This window comes from Massilia sp. CCM 8734, assembly GCF_011682155.1.
GTDB classification, from domain to species: domain Bacteria; phylum Pseudomonadota; class Gammaproteobacteria; order Burkholderiales; family Burkholderiaceae_D; genus Telluria_A; species Telluria_A rubra.
This window is the reverse complement of record NZ_WHJI01000061.1, coordinates 1-20019: the sequence shown is the minus strand read 5'-3', so window position 1 is coordinate 20019 and position 20019 is coordinate 1. Positions and strand designations below refer to the sequence as shown.

The window sequence follows — 20019 nt, the reverse complement described above, 5'->3', positions numbered from 1 at the left end:
GGTGCATTCATGAGTATCCAGACCGACGATTTCAGCGAGCAGCGCATCATTGCGCCCACGCCCGCGTCGCCCAACGAAGAGGCGATTGAACGCGCGCTGCGGCCCAAGCAGCTCGACGAATACGTCGGCCAGGAGAAAATCCGCGGCCAGCTCGAGATTTTCATTTCGGCGGCGCGCAAGCGGCGCGAAGCGCTCGACCACACCTTGCTGTTCGGGCCACCGGGGCTGGGCAAGACCACGCTGGCGCACATCATTGCGCGTGAAATGGGCGTGAACCTGCGCCAGACCTCCGGCCCGGTGCTCGAGCGCCCGGGCGACCTGGCCGCGATCCTGACCAACCTCGAAGCGAACGACGTGCTGTTCATCGACGAGATTCACCGCCTCTCGCCGGTGGTGGAAGAAATCCTGTATCCGGCGCTGGAAGACTACCAGATCGACATCATGATCGGCGAAGGGCCGGCGGCGCGCTCGGTCAAGCTCGACTTGCAGCCGTTTACGCTGGTCGGCGCGACCACGCGCGCCGGCATGCTGACCAATCCGCTGCGCGACCGCTTCGGCATCGTGGCGCGGCTCGAGTTCTATAACACGGCCGAACTGACGCGCATCGTCACGCGCAGCGCGTCTTTGCTCAACGCGCCGATTGTCGAAGAAGGCGCGCGCGAAATCGCCTTGCGCGCGCGCGGCACGCCGCGTATCGCCAACCGCCTGCTGCGGCGGGTGCGCGATTACGCCGAGGTCAAGGGCACCGGTGAAATCACCAAGCCGATGGCCGACGCCGCGCTGGTCATGCTCGATGTCGACTCGGTGGGTTTTGACGTGATGGACCGCAAACTGCTCGAAGCGGTGCTGTTCAAGTTCGGCGGCGGGCCGGTCGGCATCGGCAACCTGGCGGCGGCTATCGGCGAGGAGAGCGATACCATCGAAGACGTGCTGGAACCGTACCTGATCCAGCAGGGCTATTTGCAGCGCACCCCGCGCGGACGCATCGCCACGCCGCTGGCCTACCAGCACTTCGGCCTGGCCGCCCCGCGCACCAGCCCGACGGGCGACTTGTGGGACAACCTGGCTCCGTAAATCAGCGCCGGTCGCGCCAGTCGGACTGGGGCGGAATGTAGATCAGTTCTTCTTCCTCCCGCTGTTTGCGGCGATCCTTCCACCAGTCCCAGCAGTCTTTGGCGTCGACGCAATCGGACACCGTATCGCAGGCGTTGCAGGCGTCGCCGGGGGAGGGCAGGTCGACCGAGCAGTCGCAAGGCACGCAATCGCCGGCCTGGCCTGGCCGCACCAGCAGCGGGCGCATTGGCGGCGCTGGAGGCGGGCGATAGCGGCGGTAGGCGACGCCGCATTTGCGCAGGCGTCCACCCAGCACCGCCATGCCATCCCACACGCCATAGCGGCGGATGGCGCGCGCGCCGAAGGCCGAGCAGCTGGCGTTGCCCGTGTAGGCGCAGTAGGCGCAGCAAAAACCCTTGTAGGGTGACAGATGACGCTGGTAGAAACCGATCGCCGAGAGTGCGAGTGTTTTCATCATGGTGGGCATGTCGCCAACGCTGGACGCGGCGCCTGTTTTGATTTCAGGAAACAATGTTTTTTGGGAGTATGTCCTTCCGACTCTTCCAGAACAAGCAGGTATTTACGAGGTTTACCTACCGTAAAACAGGAGAGTCATCGCATGCAAACAGCCATTGAAGAGACGCCGGAGGTGCCTCAGCGCCAGATCCGCGCCGTGTATGACGACGCCACCATCCGCGTCTACCAAGCCTATTCGAACGAGGTTGCCGAGGCTGCGCTTGCCAGGGGAACCTTCGTTTCGCCGCCATTCAAGATGGAGCGCATGACCTGGATCAAGCCATCGTTCTTGTGGATGATGTATCGCGCCGGATGGGGTTTCAAGGATGACGGGCAGCGGCGCATCCTGGCGATCGATATCAGCCGGGACGGGTTCGCATGGGCGCTGGAGCACGGCTGCCTGAGCCATGCGGAAGGGGATGCCGAGGGTCCGGTCGAGCTCAACAAGGATCGGTATCCGGTGCGCATTCAGTGGGACCCGGAGCGCGACATGCATCTGCACAAGCTGGGATACCGCTCGATCCAGATCGGGCTGAGCAAGGAGGCGGTGAGCTTGTACGTTACGCAGTGGGTGCGCGTCATCACCGACGTGACACCGCTGGCGCACGAGATTCATGCGCTGGTGCAGGCGGGGCGGCTGGACGAGGCGCGCGCCAGGCTGCCGGTGGAGCGGGTATATCGATAGGCGGGGCGGTCTCGCTGCGCCGGGCTCGCGCAAACAGGGAAGGACGATGGCTTGGATATCTTGAAGTTGGCCGTACTCTTCTTCGTGACGGCGCTGGCGGAAATCGTCGGCTGCTATCTGCCGTGGCTGGTGCTCAAGCAAGGCAAAAGCATGTGGCTGCTGATCCCGGCGGCCCTGTCGCTGGCCCTGTTCGCCTGGCTTCTGACGCTGCACCCCGCAGCGGCCGGCCGCACCTATGCCGCTTACGGCGGAGCTTACATTTGCGTCGCCTTGTTATGGTTGCGATTTGTCGATGGTGTGGCGTTGACGCCTCACGATTATGCAGGGGCGGCACTGGCGCTGGTCGGGATGGCCATCATCGCCTTGCAACCATCCCAGTAAGTTCCGAAACAGAAACTACCATCCTCGCGCCGTGCTGCGCCGATGTAGATTTTATCGCATGAATTTTCTTGGTCCGCTCATCAAGCCTGGCTCACGGGCGTGGGGTAGTCGCTTCCAGGAACGGCGTCAGAAAATCGTCGTAGATCGACAGCGTCACCATGTACGCGATCTCATCCGATAACGCGCCAGACGGCGCATCCCGATACCGTTTGCGTTCCAGTTCAATGGAAATGATGCGCTTCTCATTTTTCCAGCTTACCATCTTCACGCGCTGGAGCGGGCTTTCCAAGGTAGTATCGACGAATGCGGCCCGCACTGCTTGCATTGACGGATAACTGCGCTGGGTCTCGCCTGAATAAAAAACGTCGTTCGGTCTTTGTCTCGCGTCCAGCCCGCCTTGTCAATGATGGCCGCAGTCCTCTCGCACCACGCCAGCCCGGCATCCAGGGACATCATCCTCGAACTTGGCCTGTCGTCGATGTGATTGACGGCGCTATTTTCCATGATCATGGCGATCGATTCCATTCCGGAAATCGAAAAACCACGAACAGGATGGACGTAGCGCAACTCATGAGCAAAATCCTCATGATATTCCGAACGCATTCCATCAGGCATGACCTCATGAAAAATGACGCGGCTGGCTGAATCCCGCGCGACGTCGCTCGCCGTCATTCCCAAACCCACTGATACCTTGGGCTCGGCCACATCAACCACCGCTTGTAATTTTCCACAGGCAGGCAGGAAGAAAATCATTCCGAGCAATGCGACAAGAAGAGGGTGGAAAACATACATTGGTTTACCGTTTTTCAGTGAAGGCGGGATGGACAGTGCCTGCGGGATGCTGGACGATGATTACTTTTCTGAAAGATTTATGTCCGAAATCATCAATTCTCCTGTTTCAAGATCAACGACACCCCGGTGAATGACGCTGCCACAAATCCCCCAGCCATACAGATCATAGTCGTCGGAAATGTAGTTGACGCCCTCAATAACAGTGTCCGAAGGCGAAATGCATGTCATGCAGATGATGACGCTCTCTTCCAGTTCGATGTTGACCCCGTTAATACGTGTGCATGCACTGCATCCCCAAAAATCGATGAAATTGAACGAGCTGGATATTGTTGGCTGAATAAGGCACACATAGCCGCAGTCCGGGATGCACGTATCCAGATCCAGCCTCGACCCGATTGTGTAGCTTTCCAACTGCGCGCGCACACAAATTTTGGTTTGTAAGTTAGTGCAACTGTCGGCTTTCGAGACGGAATCGCAAAAAGCACATTTCATGTTCCCGACGATATAGTCGTAGCCGTAACTCATTTTTTCACGCCTTTCCGCTGCAGGACCGCTCTACATTAGCCGATACGGATTCTCCGCGCTCCGCTACGCAATCTATTTTGCGACGAGACGATCAAGCGTGGCGACATCAATATGAGAAATGTCATTGTCCAGTATAACCTCTGCCGATTCATCGATTTTACTGATCACTATCTTGAAAAATTCAATTGGCGGCGCTCCGTGCCAATGAATGAAAAAACTACTCTTCATCGTCTTTGGGTCCACCTGTACCAGAACGCGGCGGCCACTCATGTCTTCCCAATGTTGGTTAGGCCCCAATTCAAATATCGGCAATAAACTATATGTTATGCGCCATTGATTCTCTTTGGTCGGACTTCCCTGCACGGTGACGCACTCGTTAAACCATTCCGGAAGCGTGCTCGCCGGATGCCGTATTAAATACTCTGCGGCAGCTATAACAACAGCCCTGTCAAAATCCATATATGCTCTCTATCCTACATATCAAATTCGGCAACCAGGTCGACAATGCCATTCACTTTCTCCACGATCGCACTCAATTCTTTGGCCAGCGCTTTTTGATTCTCCAAGTCGACGTTTTCAACCGGAAAAACGTCGAGATCGTAGGCGTAGTACATCCACGCCTCCGGCCCAGTTCTGGCTTTTTCGGTATTGCTGAAAGAATTCCGGTACAAGGTCATGACATTGTTCGCATATTTTACATATCCGCCACTGCGCTCGCTGCCCGGCAATGAGCGGTGAATGATGTCGAATAAAATATGCTCATCAATGAGCAATTCAATTTTCAGGGAAAATGTGAGGTCTGGGCCATGATTTGGTATGGGGATAACGCTCTCCTGATCGCTGCCTGAACGGATGTTCAGTGAATTTCCTAAATAAAATCCGGGTCTGACGTCAGTTGCTCGATAAACTGAGTAAAACTATCCGCCAACTTCACCCGCGCGCCACCCTCATCATGAAGATAGATCCACACCGATGCTGGCTTGTCATTCAAGTCCAGATAAAACTGATTTGAACCGCCATCCTCGCCGATGGGTAAAATCTTCTTTCCCAACACACGCCCCCAGTCATCAATCGCTCTTTGCACGCATGGATGGTCGCTGTTGGAAAATGAATAAAAAACGTTGACGTCAAAGCTATTATCGTCAATTCCATCGTTCAAAAAAATGACGCCAATCTCGGGATGGCCGCCATCGGCGATTTTAATAAACTTCAAGTAGTCTTCAGGCAGCGCCGCTCCGATCGCATGCGCTACCTTGTCGAACAACGCCTCATCTCCACTGAAGCCGGGAACCGGTTCCCCCCGGTGATTTATCTTGAGTCGTGCAATATCCATTGTTATCCTCGTCAATTCCTGAAACGATTGCACAGCGCCTGTGCCGGAAAATCGGCGTGCGCGTGCGCGTGCTCGTGGTGAGTTAATTTCTTTCAAGCGGAAAGATCACGTCGACGCCGACAGAATCCAGGCACGCCATTGTTTCGACGTGCTGATAGCGCTGATCTGTCAGTCGGGCGCATCGGATGATGGCGGGTTTTTCCGGTTTCGCATCAGGATTTTTTTTCCCGCCGTGAGCGCGAAAAACATCCCCGCCAGCGCAAACCCGGCCGCATATTCCTTCGATGACATCGCAAAAAACAGCGCGCCGGCCAGGAGGAAGCACACCACAGCGGTGAGAAGAGGATTTTTCATGAAAGGCAAGCCCGGTATTGTCGCAGATCGTCGAGTATGACCTGCAAGCGCGCGCGTATCAAGGGCGCTTACTTAGGCGGCGGCATCTCGTCTGCCCGCTCGCGCCAGCGTCGTGGACGATATCCAGGGTCGCGTTTGGCCGGCCACACGAAGGACGTGAACATGAAGATCGACATGCACAGCAGCGGCAGCATCACCCCCAGCACGGCAGGCTCGGGATAACGGTAGATCATGGCGCTGCCCGCGATCAATTGAAACAGTACGATCAGCACCGCCAGTGTGCGCCGCCAGGCCGAGCGCAGGGTTCGATAACCGACCACGGCGAAGAAAAAGTATCCGCAAGCAAAGGCGAGAATGCCGGCGCCCATGACCAGCAAGGTCGCGCCGCCCGCAAACGGATGCAGTTGCGCCGGCGGCAGCAAGGTCAGCGAAGTGGCGAACAGGGCTGCCAGGCCCGCCAGGAAGGCGAGCGCCTGTAGAAGTAACATCCGGACTCCGCATGGTGCGACGGACTCGTGTCCGGCATGGTTCAAAGGAAAAATTGCATGATTTTTATTAAACTTGTCGGAAGATAACACATGTTTCAAGGTGGTGCCAACGGGGCGCGCCAAGGCGCCAAGGCGGCGCGCCAAGGCGGCGCGCCAAGGCGAGGCGCTATACTTCGCGCACCCGCTGCCAACCCGCTAAGAAAGAACTGAAGATGATGCAAATCTGGGTCGATGCCGATGCCTGTCCGGTCGTGATCAAAGACATCCTGTACCGCGTGGCCGAGCGCCTGCAACTGAACGTGACCCTGGTCGCCAACCAGCTCATGCGGGTTCCGCCGTCGCGCTTCGTGCGCGCGGTGCAGGTCCCGTCCGGGGCCGACGTGGCCGATGCCGAAATCGTGCGCCTGCTTAATCCAGGTGACCTGGTGGTGACGGGCGACATTCCCTTGGCCGCCGACGTGCTGCTCAAGGGCGGCTTTGCGCTCAACCCGCGCGGCGAGTTCTATACCAACGACAACATCGCGCAGATGCTCACCATGCGCAAGTTCATGGATGAATTGCGCGGCAGCGGCGTGGACACCGGCGGCCCGGCACCCTTCGGCCAGGCCGACCGCCAGAACTTCGCCAACCAGCTCGACCGCCATCTGGCGCGTCACGTCAAACGCCCCTGAACCGGCGTACAATTACGGCACGTTCCGATGAACAGCGACGACTTCTGCAAAGGCAACCATGAAGGTCTTACGTATTTTTGGCATCTTGGTCGCCGTGCTTGCCATGGTCGGCTTCGGGTTGTGCGGGGTGCTCGGCGTGATGATCGGTTTCCGGCCATACGCCGATGCGGCAAACATGTTCGATGAAACTTTTTTCATGGGCCTGGCTGGGCTGGCGATCTTCGCCACGCTTGCCTGGTTTCTTGGTAGAAAGCTGTATAGAGCGTTCAGCGCATCCGGTAAGTGAGCCGGCGTTCGCTACCATCGGGGACCTCGAAAAACCGTAGCGAGCGGCGCAAGTTTCGTTCGAGAAGCGCAACCGTACGAAGGCACGGTGAGCATCGCAGGGCGAAAATTGCGCTGCGCAGTAGGTTTTCCGAGGTCCCCATCGTGAACGCACATTTTCTCGTGAGGCAGCTGTGTCCTTTCTACGCACCGTCGTCTTGTTGATTGCCTTGATCGCCATGGTCGGCATCGGCGCGTGTGGCGTGCTCAGGCTGTATCTTGCCGCACACTCCGGACCCGCGGCAGCGAACGAATTGCTCGTCTTCGGGCTCATCGGCGTGACCCTTTCCGCCATGCTCGGCTGGGGTATCTACCGCCGCTTGCGCAAGACAGGCGCGCCGCCGGCGCCGCCGCAGTCGGAGCAATGACGCTCCCCCTGTCCCCCGGCGCCGCCCATGCCGTACACCTGCTGTTCGAATGGGCGGCGGTTGCCGTCGGCATGCAACTGTACCGGCGCCAGCGCGCGCGTGCCGGCGCCAGCGGTATCCTGAGCAACAGCGGCTACGCTGTGGTCATCGGCTGCATCCTCGGCGCAGCCATCGGCAACAAGCTGGTGTTCTGGATCGAGTACCCGCACCTGTGGGCCGCGCAGGCGGGTACCATCAGCGTCTGGATGTCTGGAACGTCGATTGTCGGCGGCCTGCTCGGCGGCTTGCTGGGTGTGGAAATCGCCAAGAAATTGACCGGCCAGCACCACTCCACCGGTGACCAGTTCGTGCTGCCGCTGATGGTCGGCATCGCGCTTGGGCGCGTCGGCTGTTTTCTCGCGGGCCTGAACGACGGCACCTACGGCAAGGCCACCGCGCTGCCGTGGGGCGTCGATTTCGGCGACGGCATTGCGCGCCACCCCACCCAGCTGTATGACATCCTGTTCGTGCTCGCGTGGGGCGGCCTGCTGCTGGCGTTGCGCGCGCGCTGGCGCGACAAACCGGGCCTGATGTTCAAGCTGTTCTTGTCCGGCTACCTGCTCTGGCGCCTTGCCGTCGACGCCATCAAACCGCTGCGCTACGATTACGGCGCGGGCCTGGGCGGCGTGCAGCTGGTGTGCGTGGCCGCGCTACTTTGTTATCTCCCTTTACTCGCCAGGCAGCTCGGCGGGCCGGCGCCACTGAAAGCGATCGAACCATGAGCCGGAAAATCCGACCCTACCTGTTTTACGACACCACCACCTCGGTATGCTCCACCTGCCTGCATCCGGTCGAGGCCAAGATCATCTTCAAGGGCAGCGACGTCTTCATGGACAAATGGTGCAGCGCGCACGGCGCCGAAAGGGTGCTGGTGAGCGACGATGTCGATTACTACCGCCTGTGCCGCGAAGTCTTCGTCAAGCATCCCGAGATGCCGCAGACCTTCAACACGTCGATGCAATACGGCTGCCCGTACGACTGCGGCCTGTGCCCCGACCACATGCAGCACTCCTGTTTGTCGATCGTCGAAATCACCGACAACTGCAACCTGAACTGCCCCGTGTGCTACGCCGAAAGCGGCACCCACCGCGAACAGCACAAACCCTTCGACGACATCATCAAGATGCTCGACGCGGTCGTCGCCAACGAGGGCGAAGCGGACGTGATGCAGCTCTCCGGCGGCGAGCCGACCCTGCACCCGCGCTTCTGGGACATTCTCGACGCGGCCAAGGCGCGCCCGATCAAGCACGTGATGGTCAACACCAACGGCATTGTGCTGGCGCAGGACCCGGCCTTCGCGCGTCGCCTGGCCACCTACGCGCCCGGCATCGAGGTGTACCTGCAGTTCGATTCCCTGCGCAGCGACGTGCACAAGGCGCTGCGTGGCGCCGACCTGACCCGCATCCGCGCGCAGGCCCTGGCCAACCTGAACGCGGCGCACTTGTCGACCACTTTGGTGGTCACGCTCAAGAAGGGCCTCAACGACGACGAAATCGGTGCCATCATCGATTTCGCGCTGACCCAGCCCTGCGTGCGCGGCGTGACCTTGCAGCCGATCCAGGATGCCGGCCGGGTGGAACGGTACGATCCGCGCGTGCACCGGCTGACGGTGTCGGAAGTGCGCCGCAAGATCACCGAACAGACGTCCCTGTTCACGCTGGCCGATATCGTGCCGGTGCCCTGCAATCCGGATACGCTGGCCATGGCGTACGCGCTCAAGACGGGCGATCAGGTGGTGCCGCTGACGCGCTACCTCGATCCGCAAACGCTGGTCGAAGGCAGCAGCAACACCATCGTCTTCGAGCGCGACGAGACGCTGAAAAAGAGCATGAAGGAGCACATCTTCAAACTGTTCGCGACCAATCATTCGCCCGAGTCGCAGGCCAACTGCCTGTCGGAGTTGATGTGCTGCCTGCCGTTGATCGACGCGCCGGTCGGCCTCAGTTACGACAATGTGTTCCGCGTGCTGATCGTGCAGTTCATGGACGCGTATTCGCTCGACGTGCGCGCGCTGAAAAAATCATGCATCCACTTTGCGCAGCCGGACGGGAAGATGATCCCGTTCGAAAGCTATAACCTGCTGTACCGCAGCGGCGAGCAATTGGCCACGATCCGCGCCAGCATCGCGCAGCAGACCGCGCAGCGCACAAGCGTGCGCAAGGTCATTCCGATCGGCGCGCAGTAAACCGCGCAGCGGGACGTGCGTCAACGCTGCGCGCGTTTGCTGGCAACGACCTCGCCGAGGGAATGCGCTCCGGGTGCGTACAGCGCCAGGCCGGCGCCGGCAACGGCCATGATCAGCGCCGCCGCCAGGAATACCCGGCGGGTGCGGCGGATGGCCGCCTCGATCCAGTGAACGCGGTCGAGACCCCGAAGGCGCCGATACAGGCTGGCCGACAGCAGCCCGTCGACCAGCAGCTCTGCAAACAGCAGCGGCGCCGACGACACCAGCGAGAACATCATGAAGATGGCGGCCCCGAGGGCGGCGCACAGGGCCGCGAGCAGCGCCAGGGGAATGAGCAGGTCTTCGGCGTCGCCGACCGCATCGAGCGTTTTGTCGATGCCGTTCTCGCCGATGTCGGACAAGATCGCGCTGCCGGGCGAGTCGAAGTTGGCGCTTGCGCCGCCGCCGTCGAAGCTGCCGCCGCCGCCGCTCCAGGAGGGGCCGGAGCCGCCCCCGGACGGCGTCAGGTCCGGCAGAACGGCATCGCCGCCGGGCCAGCGCAGCCATAGCCACAGCAGCAACAGGAAGACGAGATAGGCGACGGCGATCGATGCCGGATAGCGCAGCCACATGGACTGCATGCCGGCCGCCAGCAGCAGGAAGGAAGCCAGGAAGCCCGCCGCGCCGGTGAGTGTAACGAGCAGCAGCATCTGCAAGCGCGGATAGCTGTCGCGTTCGAGCTTGCCGCGCAGGCGAGCGATGTCGCGCTCGCGCTGCGGGACGGGCTGACGCCTTCTCATGCGTGACACAGGAGGCCCTGGCCGTCAGGCGTCAGGCGTGTGGCACACCGCTTCGATATTGTGGCCATCGGGGCCGATGACGAAGGCGCCGTAATAGTCCGGATGGTAGTGGGCGCGGATGCCCGGCGCGCCGTTATCCTTCGCACCCGCTTCAAGCGCGGCGGCGTAAAACTGGCGCACCTGCTCGCGGCTGTCGGCCACGAAAGCGATGTGCATTGGGCTTTGCGTGGCGCTGTGCTCGCCGAACCAGAACTCGGGCTTGGATTGCTTGCCCATGCCGATCCAGCCCTTGACTTCGGTGATGACGGTGATGCCCAAGGGCGCCAGCGCCTTGGTGAAGAAGGTCTTGGCGTGTTCGCTGTTGCTCACTGCAATGCCAAGATGGTCGATGATCATGCTCGCTCCATGTCGTTACAATCATTTAATCATAATTGAATGGCAATGTGCGGGCAAGCGCCGTCGCGGCCTCAACAACCAATTCCTCCGTGGCAGGCAATGTGTTTCAACAAGAAGCCTTTGGCTTTTTGCGACGACAAGAACAGGCAAGAACCCGACGAGTTGTTCCCGGAGTAGCCCATCAGCAGATCGAGCTGGCCGTCGCGATCGAGGTCGCCGGCCCATTGCAGGCTCACACTGGCCTCGATGCCCGGTTCCACGCTCAGTTCCTTGAGGGCGTGCGCTGCGCACCCTTGACCAGGAAAACCCGCTTGTTCTTCGTCCCGATGCGGAAATCAACGCCCTTGAACCTGATATCGACCGGGCTGTCGGCCTCGATCAGCGCGCCGTTTTCTCCGGTGTCGTTGTCTGTTACCTCGAGCGGACCCGGGGTCAGGTAGGGCATGCGCAGCAGGGCTTGTGCGTTTTTTCGGCTCGATGCGATGGCCACGCCCGTGCGCTGGCCGGGTTCATCGGAGATGGTGTCCTCGACACGCGTGCTCCTGATCTTGGCCGGCAGCAGTTCCCAGCGTTTGCCGACGGGCACCCGCGCCAGCCAGCTGGCGCCGGGATGGACCGGCGCTTCTCCCTCATGATAGCCGCCCGGCAGCAGGAAGCTCCAGCCAATGGCTGGCTCGCCGGATACCGCAGGAGCGGCGGCGAAACTGAGCACGGGCGCGGACAGGGCAAGCAGGAGGAAGGATTTCGCGGCGTGTTTATTCTTCGCGAACCCAAACTTGCGAGCGGCCGAACATCGGCATGCCGACATAGCCGCGCACGTTGAGCTTCTTGCCGCCTTCGACGACTTTCAGCTTGCTCTTGTAGACCTTGCCGTTATCCGGATCGAGAATCTGGCCGCCGGTGTATTCGTCGCCTTCTTTTTTCAGGCCGCTCATGAACGTCATGCCGAGGATCGGCTGGTCCTTGTTGACGCCTTCGCACTTGTTGCACTTGGGATTTTGTTCGGTGCCTTCGGGACGGAACAGTTTTTCCAGCTTGCCCTGGATTTCGCCATTGTTCTCGCTGATGCGGATCAGCGCCTTCGGCTTGCCGGTCACGTCATCGATGTTCTTCCACAGGCCGACCGGGGACGCTGTTTCCTGCGCCATTGCCGGCGTCATGGCCAGCATGGCGGCGATCAGGGTGGCTGTTGTCAGTGCTTTCATGGTGTCTCCAGTATTGTTAGTGTATGTAGCGTTGCTAGTGTAGCAAACCGGCATCGCACTGACCCCACAACTTTGTATCAGCTTGTGTGGGTCTTACCGGGACGGCTCAGGGCGCCGCGATGATCTTGACGATCTCGACGCGCGTGCCGGGCACCAGCGTGCCTTGGGCGGTCTGCTCTTCGGTGCGGATCCAGCCGAAGCCTTTGGCGCGCCACGTCATCGACACCTGGCCTGCGACCGAACCAGGGAAGGCAATCTTGCAGGCGTTGGCGAACCGGCGTCCGGCGACGGTGATCGTGTCGAAGCCGGCGAAGGTCAATTCGTCCGACAGTGTCTCAACCTCGGTGTTCGTTACCATGCGCGATGCGCCGGACTTGTCGACATCGAGGTGCCAGCTGGTGCTGGTGTTGGTGTAGTTGGCCATGACCGTCTGGCCTGCAACCATCGTCAGCGGGAACGACGCTTCCTTGGAAAAGACGTCCTTGCCGTTCTGGGCACCGCTCGTGTCGTACTGGCCTACACCCAGCATCCTGTAGACATTGTTATCCAGCGTGAAATACGGACCGCCACGGCGCGCGCCGTTATCGCGCAGTTCCACGATGCCGTAGGCCATCACGCCCTCGAACATTTCCTGGACAACGACGTGGGTGTAGGTATCGGACGTCGTGTATTGGGTGCCAGGCGTTACCTGGAAGCAGTCGGCGAACGAAGGCGAGGCGGACGTCGACGTACCCGATACCGGCGCCGGGGCAGGCGCGGGCGTCACCACCGGAACTGGCGCTGGCGCCACGACCACGGGCGTCGCCGGCGCCATGGCCGGCGCGGTAGTGTGATCGGACGATCCGCCGCCGCAACCGGCGATCAGGACGCTGGACAGGGCGATGGCATAAGCTGATTGTTTCATGGTATTTCTCTTTCAAAAATCGCCGTACCGCGTCAGCCAATGGAAATCCATCACGGCCATGCCGCGGGCTGTGCAAGTTGCTTGCCTGCGTGAACCGCTAATTGATGTTGTTATGCGCGCTGGGAACGCCGGATCCGCGCGAGCGCCCGGAACCGGGTATCAGGGGGTTTGTCGACGGCAAGCGTCGCTGAACGAGAATAAGTCAGTACGTACAGCGCGCTTTTGCTTTACCAGCAGAAGCAAAAGCGCGCCGCACCGTTACGCCAGCTTACGCGGTCGGCAACTTGGCTAGCTGCTCGCGCAGCTTCTCGATGGTGGCCGAGAACGCAAGCAGGCGCTCTTTTTCCTGCGCCACCACCGCCTCAGGCGCCCGCGCCACGAAGCTCTCGTTGCCCAGCTTGCCGTTCACCTTGGCGATTTCGCCTTCGATGCGCGTGATTTCCTTCGACATGCGCTCGCGCTCGGCGGCGACATCGATTTCCACCTTCAGCATCAGCTTGGTCGCGCCCACCACCGCCACCGCCGCCGGCGATTCCGGCAAGGTGTCGACGATGTTCACTTCCGACAGCTTGCCCAGCGTTTGCACGTAGGCCGCATAGCTTTCCAGGCGCGCGCGGTCGGCCGCATCAGCCGCTTCGACGATCAGCGGCACGCGCATCGACTCCGGCAGCTTCATTTCGCCGCGCAGGGTACGGGTGCCGTCGGTCAGCGCCTTGAGCTGGCCCATCCACTCTTCCGCGCGCTCGTCGATGAGCGCGGGATCGGCTTCCGGATACGGCTGCACCATGATCGAGTCGCCGGCCGGGTTGAGCGTCTTGCCGGCCAGCGGCGCGACGGTCTGCCACAGCGTTTCGGTCACGAACGGGATGATCGGATGCGCCAGGCGCAGGATCACTTCCAGCACCCGCAGCAAGGTGTTGCGGGTGGCGCGCTGCTGGCCTTCGCTGCCGTGCTGGATCTGGACCTTGGCCATTTCGAGGTACCAGTCGCAGTAGTCGTACCACACGAACTTGTGGATGGCCGAGGCGATGTTATCGAAACGGTAGTCGTCGAAGCCCTTGGCCACTTCCATCTCGGCGCGCTGCATGGTCGACAAAATCCAGCGGTCGCCCTGCGACAGGTCGGCGTCGGCCGGCACGCCGCAATCCTTCTCCTGGGTGTTCATCAGCACGAAGCGGGTGGCGTTCCACAGCTTGTTGTTGAAGTTGCGGTAGCCTTCGGCGCGGCCCAGGTCGAAGTTGATGTTGCGGCCCAGCGAAGCATAGCTGGCCATCGTGAAGCGCACGGCGTCGGTGCCGTACGCCGCGATCCCCGCCGGGAATTCCTTGCGCGTGGCCTTGGCGATCTTTTCGGCGTCGCGCGGATTCATCAAGCCGGTGGTGCGCTTTTCGACCAGCGCTTCCACATCGATGCCGTCGATCAGGTCGATCGGATCGAGCGTATTGCCCTTCGACTTGGACATCTTATGGCCGCTCGAATCGCGCACCAGGCCATGCACGTACACGGTCTCGAACGGCACCTTGCCGGTGAAGTGCGCGGTCATCATGACCATGCGCGCCACCCAGAAGAAGATGATGTCGAAGCCCGTCACCAGCACCGACGACGGCAGGAAGGTCTTGAGGTCGAGCGTTTCTTCCGGCCAGCCCATGGTGGAGAAGGGCACCAGCGCCGACGAAAACCAGGTATCGAGCACGTCGTCGTCGCGCCGCAGCGGCGCGCTCACGCCGGCCGCCAGCGCCTTGGCCTTGGCTTCTTCTTCGGTCTTGGCGACAAAGATATTGCCGGCATCGTCGTACCATGCCGGGATCTGGTGGCCCCACCACAGCTGGCGCGAAATACACCAGTCCTGGATGTTGTTGAGCCACTGGTTGTAGGTGGTGTTCCAGTTCTCGGGCACGAACTTGATCTCACCCTGGGCGACTTTGTCGAGCGCCACTTCGGCGATCGATTTACCCGGGAAGAAGGTGCCTTCCGGGGCCGGCTTGGTCATGGCCACGAACCACTGGTCGGTCAGCATCGGCTCGATGATCACGCCGGTACGGTCGCCGCGCGGCACCATCAGCTTGTGCGGTTTGACTTCCTGCAGCAAGCCTTGCGCATCGAGGTCGGCCACGATCTGTTTGCGCGCGACAAAGCGGTCCAGGCCACGGTAGGCTTCTGGCGCTTCGTCGTTCATTTTGGCGTCGAGCGTCATCACGCAGATCATCGGCAGCTTGTGGCGCTGGCCGACGGCGTAATCGTTCAAATCGTGCGCAGGGGTGATCTTCACGCAGCCGGTGCCGAAAGCCTTGTCGACGTATTCGTCGGCGATGATCGGGATTTCGCGCTCGGTCAGCGGCAGCTTGAGCATCTTGCCGACCAGCGCCGCGTAACGCTCGTCGGTCGGATCGACCGCCACGGCGACGTCGCCGAGCAGCGTTTCAGGACGCGTGGTGGCCACCGTCAGATGGCCGCTGCCGTCGGCGAACGGATAGCGGATGTACCACATCGAGCCGTCTTCTTCGACCGACACCACTTCCAGGTCGGATACGGCGGTGCCCAGCTTCGGATCCCAGTTCACCAGGCGCTTGCCACGGTAGATCAGGCCCTGTTCGAACAGGCGCACGAAGACGTCGGTGACCACTTTCGAGCGCGGTTCGTCCATCGTGAAGTATTCGCGCGACCAGTCGGGCGAGGTGCCCATGCGGCGCATCTGGCCGGTGATGATGTTGCCCGATTTTTCTTTCCATTCCCAGACCTTGGCGACGAACTTCTCGCGGCCCAGGTCATGGCGCGACACTTTTTGCGCGTCGAGCTGGCGCTCCACCACGATCTGGGTGGCGATGCCGGCATGGTCGGTGCCCGGAACCCAGGCGGTATTGAAGCCGCGCATGCGGTAGTAGCGGGTCAGGCCATCCATGATGGTCTGGTTGAACGCATGGCCCATGTGCAGGGTGCCGGTGACGTTCGGCGGCGGCAGCTGGATGCAAAACGACGGCTTGTCGGCGTCGGTGGTCGCGGCGAAGTAGCCGCGTTTTTCCCACTCCGCGCGCCAGTATCGTTCAATGTCGGCGGGCTCGAAAGATTTGTCTAATTCCATGGTTTGTCGTGTATTTTTGCGAAAACGTTCATTATAGAGGACTGCGGGGCGCAGCCGGGACGGGCGTTTATTGGGCGGCGGCGCGCTGGCGCAGCGCTTCCAGCGTCTTGGGCATGCCGCCACGGCTCATGCTGTCGACGATCCAGCCCAGTCCCATCGGCACCGGCCCCGGATCGGTGTACACCATGTACTTGACCACGGTCTTGTTCTTGTCCGCCGCGTGCGGCGCCAGCAGCCAGTAACCGGTGGTGTCGGCAATCGACTCCTCGGCGCTCACGCCGGCCCAGGGCAGCATCTTCCACGACAGCTGGCACTGCGCGGCGGACACCTTCGGTTCCATGCGCAGGCGGTACTTCTTGACCTTCCCGAGCGGCAGCTTGAGCGTCATGTCGACCTGCGCCGCGTCCTCCTTGCGCACGACCGCCACCTTGTCCACGTTCGGCATGAAGGACGGGTAGGCGGCGTAATCCTGGATCATCGCGCACAGTGTCGGCAGCGGCGCGTTGATGATGGTGGCGGCCATGAAGGCCTTGCCGGGCTGGCCGGCCTTGCTGACGTCGGCGAGGGTGACTTCCGTCTCGCTCAGTCTGGCGGTGTCGATGCCGCTGTCGGCCAGCGCGCCGGCGCAGGCGCTGAACATGGTTGCGGCAAATAGGAGTCTGGTCATGGTGCGGTTTTCAATGTGGTCAATGCGATGGCGTGCTTGCCGGCTTGGCCAGCACATGGTCGAGGACATCGGCGGCCGCATGCGCGCGGCCCAGGGCGCGCGCGCGTTGGCCCATGGCGGCCAATTGATCGGGATGCGCGAGCAGGTGTGCGATGCGGTATTCCAGCGTCGGCCCGTCAACCGCCTTGAGGGCGACGCCCTGTTCGAGCAGGTAATCGGCGTTGCGCTCTTCCTGCCCCGGAATCGGCGAATTGACGATCATCGGCAGGCCCATGGCCAGGCATTCCGAACTTGTCAGCCCGCCCGGCTTGGTGATGACCAGGTCGGCGCACGCCATCAGGCGTTCCACCTGGTCGGTAAAACCCTGCGCCAGCAAGCGTCCCGGAAAACGCGTCGCCAGGACCTTGAGCGCGGCCAGCGCCTTGGCGTTTTTGCCGGCCAAGACGATCAGCTGGAACGTGCCCTCCAGGGCCAGCAGGCGTTCGGCCACCGTGTCAAGGCTGCCCAGGCCAGCGCCGCCGCCCATCAACAGGAAAGTGGTGGTGCTTGGGGCGAGCCCGAACTCGCGCGCACATTCGGCGCGATCGAGCGCCTGGCCGAAGGCCGGCATGATCGGAATGCCGGTCACGTGGATGCGTTCGGGCGCAATGCCGCAGCGGCGCATGCGGTAGGCGACTTCCTCGTTGCCGGCGAAGTAGCCGGCCATGTTCTCGTGTACCCACATGCGGTGCAGGTCGAAGTCGGTCACCTGCACCCATACCGGGGTGGTAAAGCCGCGCTTGCGGATCGCGCGCGCCAGGATTTCGGCCGGCAGGAAGTGGGTGCAGACGATGGCGTCCGGCTGCGCCTCTTCGATGGCGGTCATCAGCGTGCGCGTGTTGAGGCGTTCCAGGCCGCGCCGCAGCTGCTGCATGGTGCTGTCCGGGCGCGCATCGTTGCTGGCCTGGTACAGGTAGCCCCACAGCGCCGGCGCCTTGTTCACCAGCTTGAGGTAAAACTCGGTGTACATCTTGCGAAAGGCAGAAGGAACGTAATCCATCACGTCCAGGTGGGTCGCCTGGACGCCGCCCGGCGCCGCGTTGGCGGCGGCGCGAATCGCTTCGGCCGCGCGCATATGGCCGGCGCCGGCGGAAACGCTTAACAGCAAGATCTTTTTCGTCATACGTGCCTGAGATGGGGAGGGGCGCGGCGCGCCCCGGATAAACAAAAGTCTATCAGCGTACCATCTCCGCACGGTCCTGCGTCAGATCCCGCCTCAGATCAATTGCCGCACCCGAGTAACTTGATGCGCTCGTAGGCGGCTTTTGCCTGCACCAGACCAAAGCCATACCTGGTGTCGCGTCCCGCCGTGCCCAGGTCGAGCGCGCTCTTGCCGAGCGAGCTGCGAATTTGCGTTCCGCTGCACGCAGGGAAGTAGCTCCACACCAGCGCCGCCACCGCCGACACGTGCGGGGTCGCCATCGAGGTGCCGTCGAAGTAGGCGTAGCTGGCCGGCTTGACCGCCACCGTGGCGCTCTGGCCCAGCTGGGTTTTCAGCTGCGCGCCCTCAAGGCTTGATGCCGTTACCGACGGGATCAGGGTGGCCGTGCCCACCGTGCCGGAAAACGCGCCGGCCACGTTGTTGTACACCACCGCGCCCACGCCGCCGCTGTTCTGGCAGTTGGCCACCTTGACGGCAAAATCGATGGTCCCGCGCGCGATCAGGCACACCTTGCCCGAGACGGCGGCATTGACCTTGTCGCCCAGGCCGAAGTCGGCCAGCGGTGCGGTCGCCGTTTTCACCGGCGAGCCATCCATCGACCCCGGCGCGTACACGGTGGCGCCGACCGTCAGCGCCGGCGCCCTGCCGCTGTTCATCGGCACGGTCGAGAGCACGCCCACGCCGGGGCCGGCGATTTCGACCTTGCTGTTGTACTGCGAGAAGCTGGCCCAGGCCTTGTTCTCGTCGAGCGCGCCGACCATCATCACGCTGCTGTAGCCGGCCGGGTACGAGACCACCGTGTTGCCATCGTTGCCGGCGGCGGCGATACTGAGCACACCCTTGGCGGCCAGCGCATCGAAGGCGCGCTGCTCGGTCTTGCTGGCGCGCCCGCCGCCGAGCGACATGCTGATGACGTTCGCGCCGGCGCCGCCGCACTTGTTCGCGGCGCTGGCCAGGGTCGAGGAATAGGCCCACCCGGCCGCGCCGAACACCTTCACGATGTGCAGTTTCAGGAGCCGGTTGGCGGTCACGCCCACCACGCCGGTGCCGCTGTTGTTGATTGCCGCAATGGTGCCCGCCACGTGCGTGCCGTGGTGGTTTTCGTCGGTGTACCAGTTGCCTGTGCCGGCGTCGTACTCGCCGGCGACGCTGTTGGCGCTCAGGTCTTCATGCGCGCGGTCGTAGCCGGAATCGATGATGCATACCTTGCGGTTGGCGGCGTTTGTATCGGGCAGCAGGTCGGCCTGCACCATCTTGATCCCGTACGGAACCAGCTGGCCGGTGGCGTACGGCGTGCCGGTCGACGCCGAGGTCAGGGCGAACGCCTTGCGCACCACGTCTTCCTCGATGTAGTCCACGTTCGGATTGCGCAGCAGGCCGTTCAGCGCCTGGGTCGGCACCTCGATCGCCATCGCATTCATGCCGTGGATCTCGTGCTTGACCGCGCCGTGCGCGCCGGATACCGCCGCCTTGACGATGGCCGCCTTGCCGGGTTTGAAGGCGACGATCACCCGCGTCGTATCCGCCGCCGCCGAGGCGTGCGTGACGACGCCGAGGGCGACGCTGGCCAACAACAGTTTGACCGCGCTGGCGATCGGGGACATTTCAGGCTTGGTGTGCATCATGGCAGTTCTCCGGAAAGATCGTTTCAAGGTTGCCGCAGGCATTGCAGAATGACACGCCTGCGGACCAGAAATCCAGTGTATTGGGGAACGACTGGAGCAATCAACCGAGATACTTGTACCCTTGAGGTAAACGTTGTTTTTTATGGGAAACTATAATTTTCGTCGTGCGCTCACTGCGGTATGTGAGAATTGGTGATATTGTTTGGTGATTAGCGCTGATCTTCAGCATAACTGAACTTCGGTCGCCGTTACGTGTCCAACTTTGCATATGCGTCCGTGGTGGCGCAGGCGGGAGAAGATTATGGCAACGATGAATCGGGTTCAGTTTCAGGCGGGCATGAGTGTGACGCAATTCATGGAGCTCTACGGGACGCAAGCGCAGTGCGAAGCGGCACTGGAAAAGATTCGATGGCGCGACGGATTCGTCTGCCCCATGTGCGCTCGCAACG

The 20019-nt window shown here is 61.6% G+C and carries 28 protein-coding genes; 9 read left to right on the top strand and 19 right to left on the bottom strand.

Annotation, left to right across the window (positions count from 1 at the left end; translation table 11 throughout):
• The first annotated feature begins 9 nt into the window (after positions 1-9).
• Positions 10-1074, top strand: coding sequence for a Holliday junction branch migration DNA helicase RuvB (gene ruvB, locus F2P46_RS33190; RefSeq protein WP_166870337.1), 1065 nt, complete (start codon positions 10-12; stop codon positions 1072-1074).
• Position 1075: 1 nt separating this feature from the next.
• Here the strand turns inward: ruvB and yidD are convergent, their stop codons facing one another.
• On the bottom strand, positions 1076-1531 hold the full coding sequence (yidD, locus tag F2P46_RS33185; RefSeq protein WP_166898457.1) for a membrane protein insertion efficiency factor YidD: 456 nt from the start codon (positions 1529-1531) through the stop codon (positions 1076-1078).
• Positions 1532-1672: 141 nt separating this feature from the next.
• Between yidD and F2P46_RS33180 the strand changes: the two genes are divergently transcribed.
• Both F2P46_RS33180 and F2P46_RS33175 read left to right on the top strand, forming a co-directional pair.
• Positions 1673-2254: a DUF4291 domain-containing protein gene (locus F2P46_RS33180; RefSeq protein WP_166898456.1), complete on the top strand. Its 582-nt coding sequence runs from the start codon at positions 1673-1675 to the stop codon at positions 2252-2254.
• Between the two features lie 51 nt (positions 2255-2305).
• Positions 2306-2635, top strand: coding sequence for a YnfA family protein (locus F2P46_RS33175; RefSeq protein WP_166898454.1), 330 nt, complete (start codon positions 2306-2308; stop codon positions 2633-2635).
• Between the two features lie 91 nt (positions 2636-2726).
• Here the strand turns inward: F2P46_RS33175 and F2P46_RS33170 are convergent, their stop codons facing one another.
• The 8 genes from F2P46_RS33170 to F2P46_RS33135 form a co-directional block, all read right to left on the bottom strand.
• The gene (locus F2P46_RS33170; RefSeq protein ID WP_166898452.1) at positions 2727-2924 is read right to left on the bottom strand and encodes a hypothetical protein; all 198 of its coding nucleotides are present in this window, start codon (positions 2922-2924) and stop codon (positions 2727-2729) included.
• The gene (locus F2P46_RS33165; protein ID WP_166898451.1) at positions 2900-3427 is read right to left on the bottom strand and encodes a hypothetical protein; all 528 of its coding nucleotides are present in this window, start codon (positions 3425-3427) and stop codon (positions 2900-2902) included. Before F2P46_RS33165 ends, F2P46_RS33170 begins: the two co-directional genes overlap by 25 nt.
• Positions 3428-3487: 60 nt before the next feature.
• A complete protein-coding gene (locus tag F2P46_RS33160) occupies positions 3488-3952 on the bottom strand; it encodes a hypothetical protein (RefSeq protein WP_166898449.1) in 465 nt (154 codons plus the stop codon).
• 72 nt (positions 3953-4024) lie between these two features.
• Positions 4025-4411: a hypothetical protein gene (locus tag F2P46_RS33155; protein ID WP_166898447.1), complete on the bottom strand. Its 387-nt coding sequence runs from the start codon at positions 4409-4411 to the stop codon at positions 4025-4027.
• A 14-nt stretch (positions 4412-4425) separates the two neighbouring features.
• On the bottom strand, positions 4426-4725 hold the full coding sequence (locus tag F2P46_RS33150; protein ID WP_166898445.1) for a hypothetical protein: 300 nt from the start codon (positions 4723-4725) through the stop codon (positions 4426-4428).
• A 95-nt stretch (positions 4726-4820) separates the two neighbouring features.
• Positions 4821-5285 (bottom strand): SMI1/KNR4 family protein, encoded by a 465-nt coding sequence (locus tag F2P46_RS33145; RefSeq protein WP_166898443.1) that lies wholly within the window; start codon positions 5283-5285, stop codon positions 4821-4823.
• A gap of 168 nt (positions 5286-5453) precedes the next feature.
• Positions 5454-5648: a hypothetical protein gene (locus F2P46_RS33140; protein ID WP_166898441.1), complete on the bottom strand. Its 195-nt coding sequence runs from the start codon at positions 5646-5648 to the stop codon at positions 5454-5456.
• Between the two features lie 59 nt (positions 5649-5707).
• A complete protein-coding gene (locus F2P46_RS33135) occupies positions 5708-6127 on the bottom strand; it encodes a hypothetical protein (RefSeq protein WP_166898439.1) in 420 nt (139 codons plus the stop codon).
• Between the two features lie 215 nt (positions 6128-6342).
• Here F2P46_RS33135 and F2P46_RS33130 point away from each other — a divergent pair, with 215 nt between their 5' ends.
• The 5 genes from F2P46_RS33130 to F2P46_RS33110 all read left to right on the top strand — a co-directional run bounded on the left by F2P46_RS33130 (position 6343) and on the right by F2P46_RS33110 (position 9714).
• Positions 6343-6798: a YaiI/YqxD family protein gene (locus F2P46_RS33130; RefSeq protein WP_166898485.1), complete on the top strand. Its 456-nt coding sequence runs from the start codon at positions 6343-6345 to the stop codon at positions 6796-6798.
• Between the two features lie 58 nt (positions 6799-6856).
• On the top strand, positions 6857-7084 hold the full coding sequence (locus tag F2P46_RS33125; RefSeq protein ID WP_166898438.1) for a hypothetical protein: 228 nt from the start codon (positions 6857-6859) through the stop codon (positions 7082-7084).
• A 196-nt stretch (positions 7085-7280) separates the two neighbouring features.
• Positions 7281-7490 carry a hypothetical protein gene (locus tag F2P46_RS33120; RefSeq protein ID WP_166898436.1) on the top strand — a complete coding sequence of 70 codons (210 nt, stop codon included), beginning with the start codon at positions 7281-7283 and terminating at the stop codon, positions 7488-7490.
• On the top strand, positions 7487-8251 hold the full coding sequence (locus F2P46_RS33115) for a prolipoprotein diacylglyceryl transferase (RefSeq protein ID WP_166898434.1): 765 nt from the start codon (positions 7487-7489) through the stop codon (positions 8249-8251). The genes F2P46_RS33120 and F2P46_RS33115 overlap by 4 nt, the downstream gene beginning before the upstream one ends.
• Positions 8248-9714, top strand: a complete 1467-nt coding sequence (locus F2P46_RS33110; protein ID WP_166898432.1) for a radical SAM protein — start codon at positions 8248-8250, stop codon at positions 9712-9714. The genes F2P46_RS33115 and F2P46_RS33110 overlap by 4 nt, the downstream gene beginning before the upstream one ends.
• A 20-nt stretch (positions 9715-9734) precedes the next feature.
• Here the strand turns inward: F2P46_RS33110 and F2P46_RS33105 are convergent, their stop codons facing one another.
• The 10 genes from F2P46_RS33105 to F2P46_RS33060 form a co-directional block, all read right to left on the bottom strand.
• On the bottom strand, positions 9735-10493 hold the full coding sequence (locus F2P46_RS33105) for a hypothetical protein (RefSeq protein ID WP_166898430.1): 759 nt from the start codon (positions 10491-10493) through the stop codon (positions 9735-9737).
• A gap of 24 nt (positions 10494-10517) precedes the next feature.
• Positions 10518-10886: a VOC family protein gene (locus F2P46_RS33100; protein ID WP_166898483.1), complete on the bottom strand. Its 369-nt coding sequence runs from the start codon at positions 10884-10886 to the stop codon at positions 10518-10520.
• A 74-nt stretch (positions 10887-10960) separates the two neighbouring features.
• A complete protein-coding gene (locus tag F2P46_RS33095; RefSeq protein WP_166898429.1) occupies positions 10961-11149 on the bottom strand; it encodes a hypothetical protein in 189 nt (62 codons plus the stop codon).
• Positions 11150-11151: 2 nt separating this feature from the next.
• Positions 11152-11601, bottom strand: coding sequence for a hypothetical protein (locus F2P46_RS33090; protein WP_166898427.1), 450 nt, complete (start codon positions 11599-11601; stop codon positions 11152-11154).
• A gap of 43 nt (positions 11602-11644) precedes the next feature.
• On the bottom strand, positions 11645-12094 hold the full coding sequence (locus tag F2P46_RS33085; RefSeq protein ID WP_166870354.1) for a DUF2147 domain-containing protein: 450 nt from the start codon (positions 12092-12094) through the stop codon (positions 11645-11647).
• 106 nt (positions 12095-12200) lie between these two features.
• On the bottom strand, positions 12201-12998 hold the full coding sequence (locus F2P46_RS33080) for a hypothetical protein (RefSeq protein ID WP_166898425.1): 798 nt from the start codon (positions 12996-12998) through the stop codon (positions 12201-12203).
• Positions 12999-13266: 268 nt separating this feature from the next.
• Positions 13267-16077, bottom strand: coding sequence for a valine--tRNA ligase (locus tag F2P46_RS33075; protein WP_166898424.1), 2811 nt, complete (start codon positions 16075-16077; stop codon positions 13267-13269).
• Between the two features lie 67 nt (positions 16078-16144).
• The gene (locus tag F2P46_RS33070; RefSeq protein WP_166898422.1) at positions 16145-16744 is read right to left on the bottom strand and encodes an SRPBCC family protein; all 600 of its coding nucleotides are present in this window, start codon (positions 16742-16744) and stop codon (positions 16145-16147) included.
• 19 nt (positions 16745-16763) lie between these two features.
• Complete coding sequence (locus F2P46_RS33065) at positions 16764-17906, bottom strand: glycosyltransferase (protein WP_229509554.1); 1143 nt, start codon at positions 17904-17906, stop codon at positions 16764-16766.
• Positions 17907-18004: 98 nt separating this feature from the next.
• Positions 18005-19570 carry a S8 family serine peptidase gene (locus tag F2P46_RS33060; RefSeq protein ID WP_166898420.1) on the bottom strand — a complete coding sequence of 522 codons (1566 nt, stop codon included), beginning with the start codon at positions 19568-19570 and terminating at the stop codon, positions 18005-18007.
• A gap of 310 nt (positions 19571-19880) precedes the next feature.
• Here F2P46_RS33060 and F2P46_RS33055 point away from each other — a divergent pair.
• Positions 19881-20019 (top strand): transposase (locus F2P46_RS33055; RefSeq protein ID WP_229509556.1); only part of this gene is annotated, 139 nt, incomplete at its 3' end.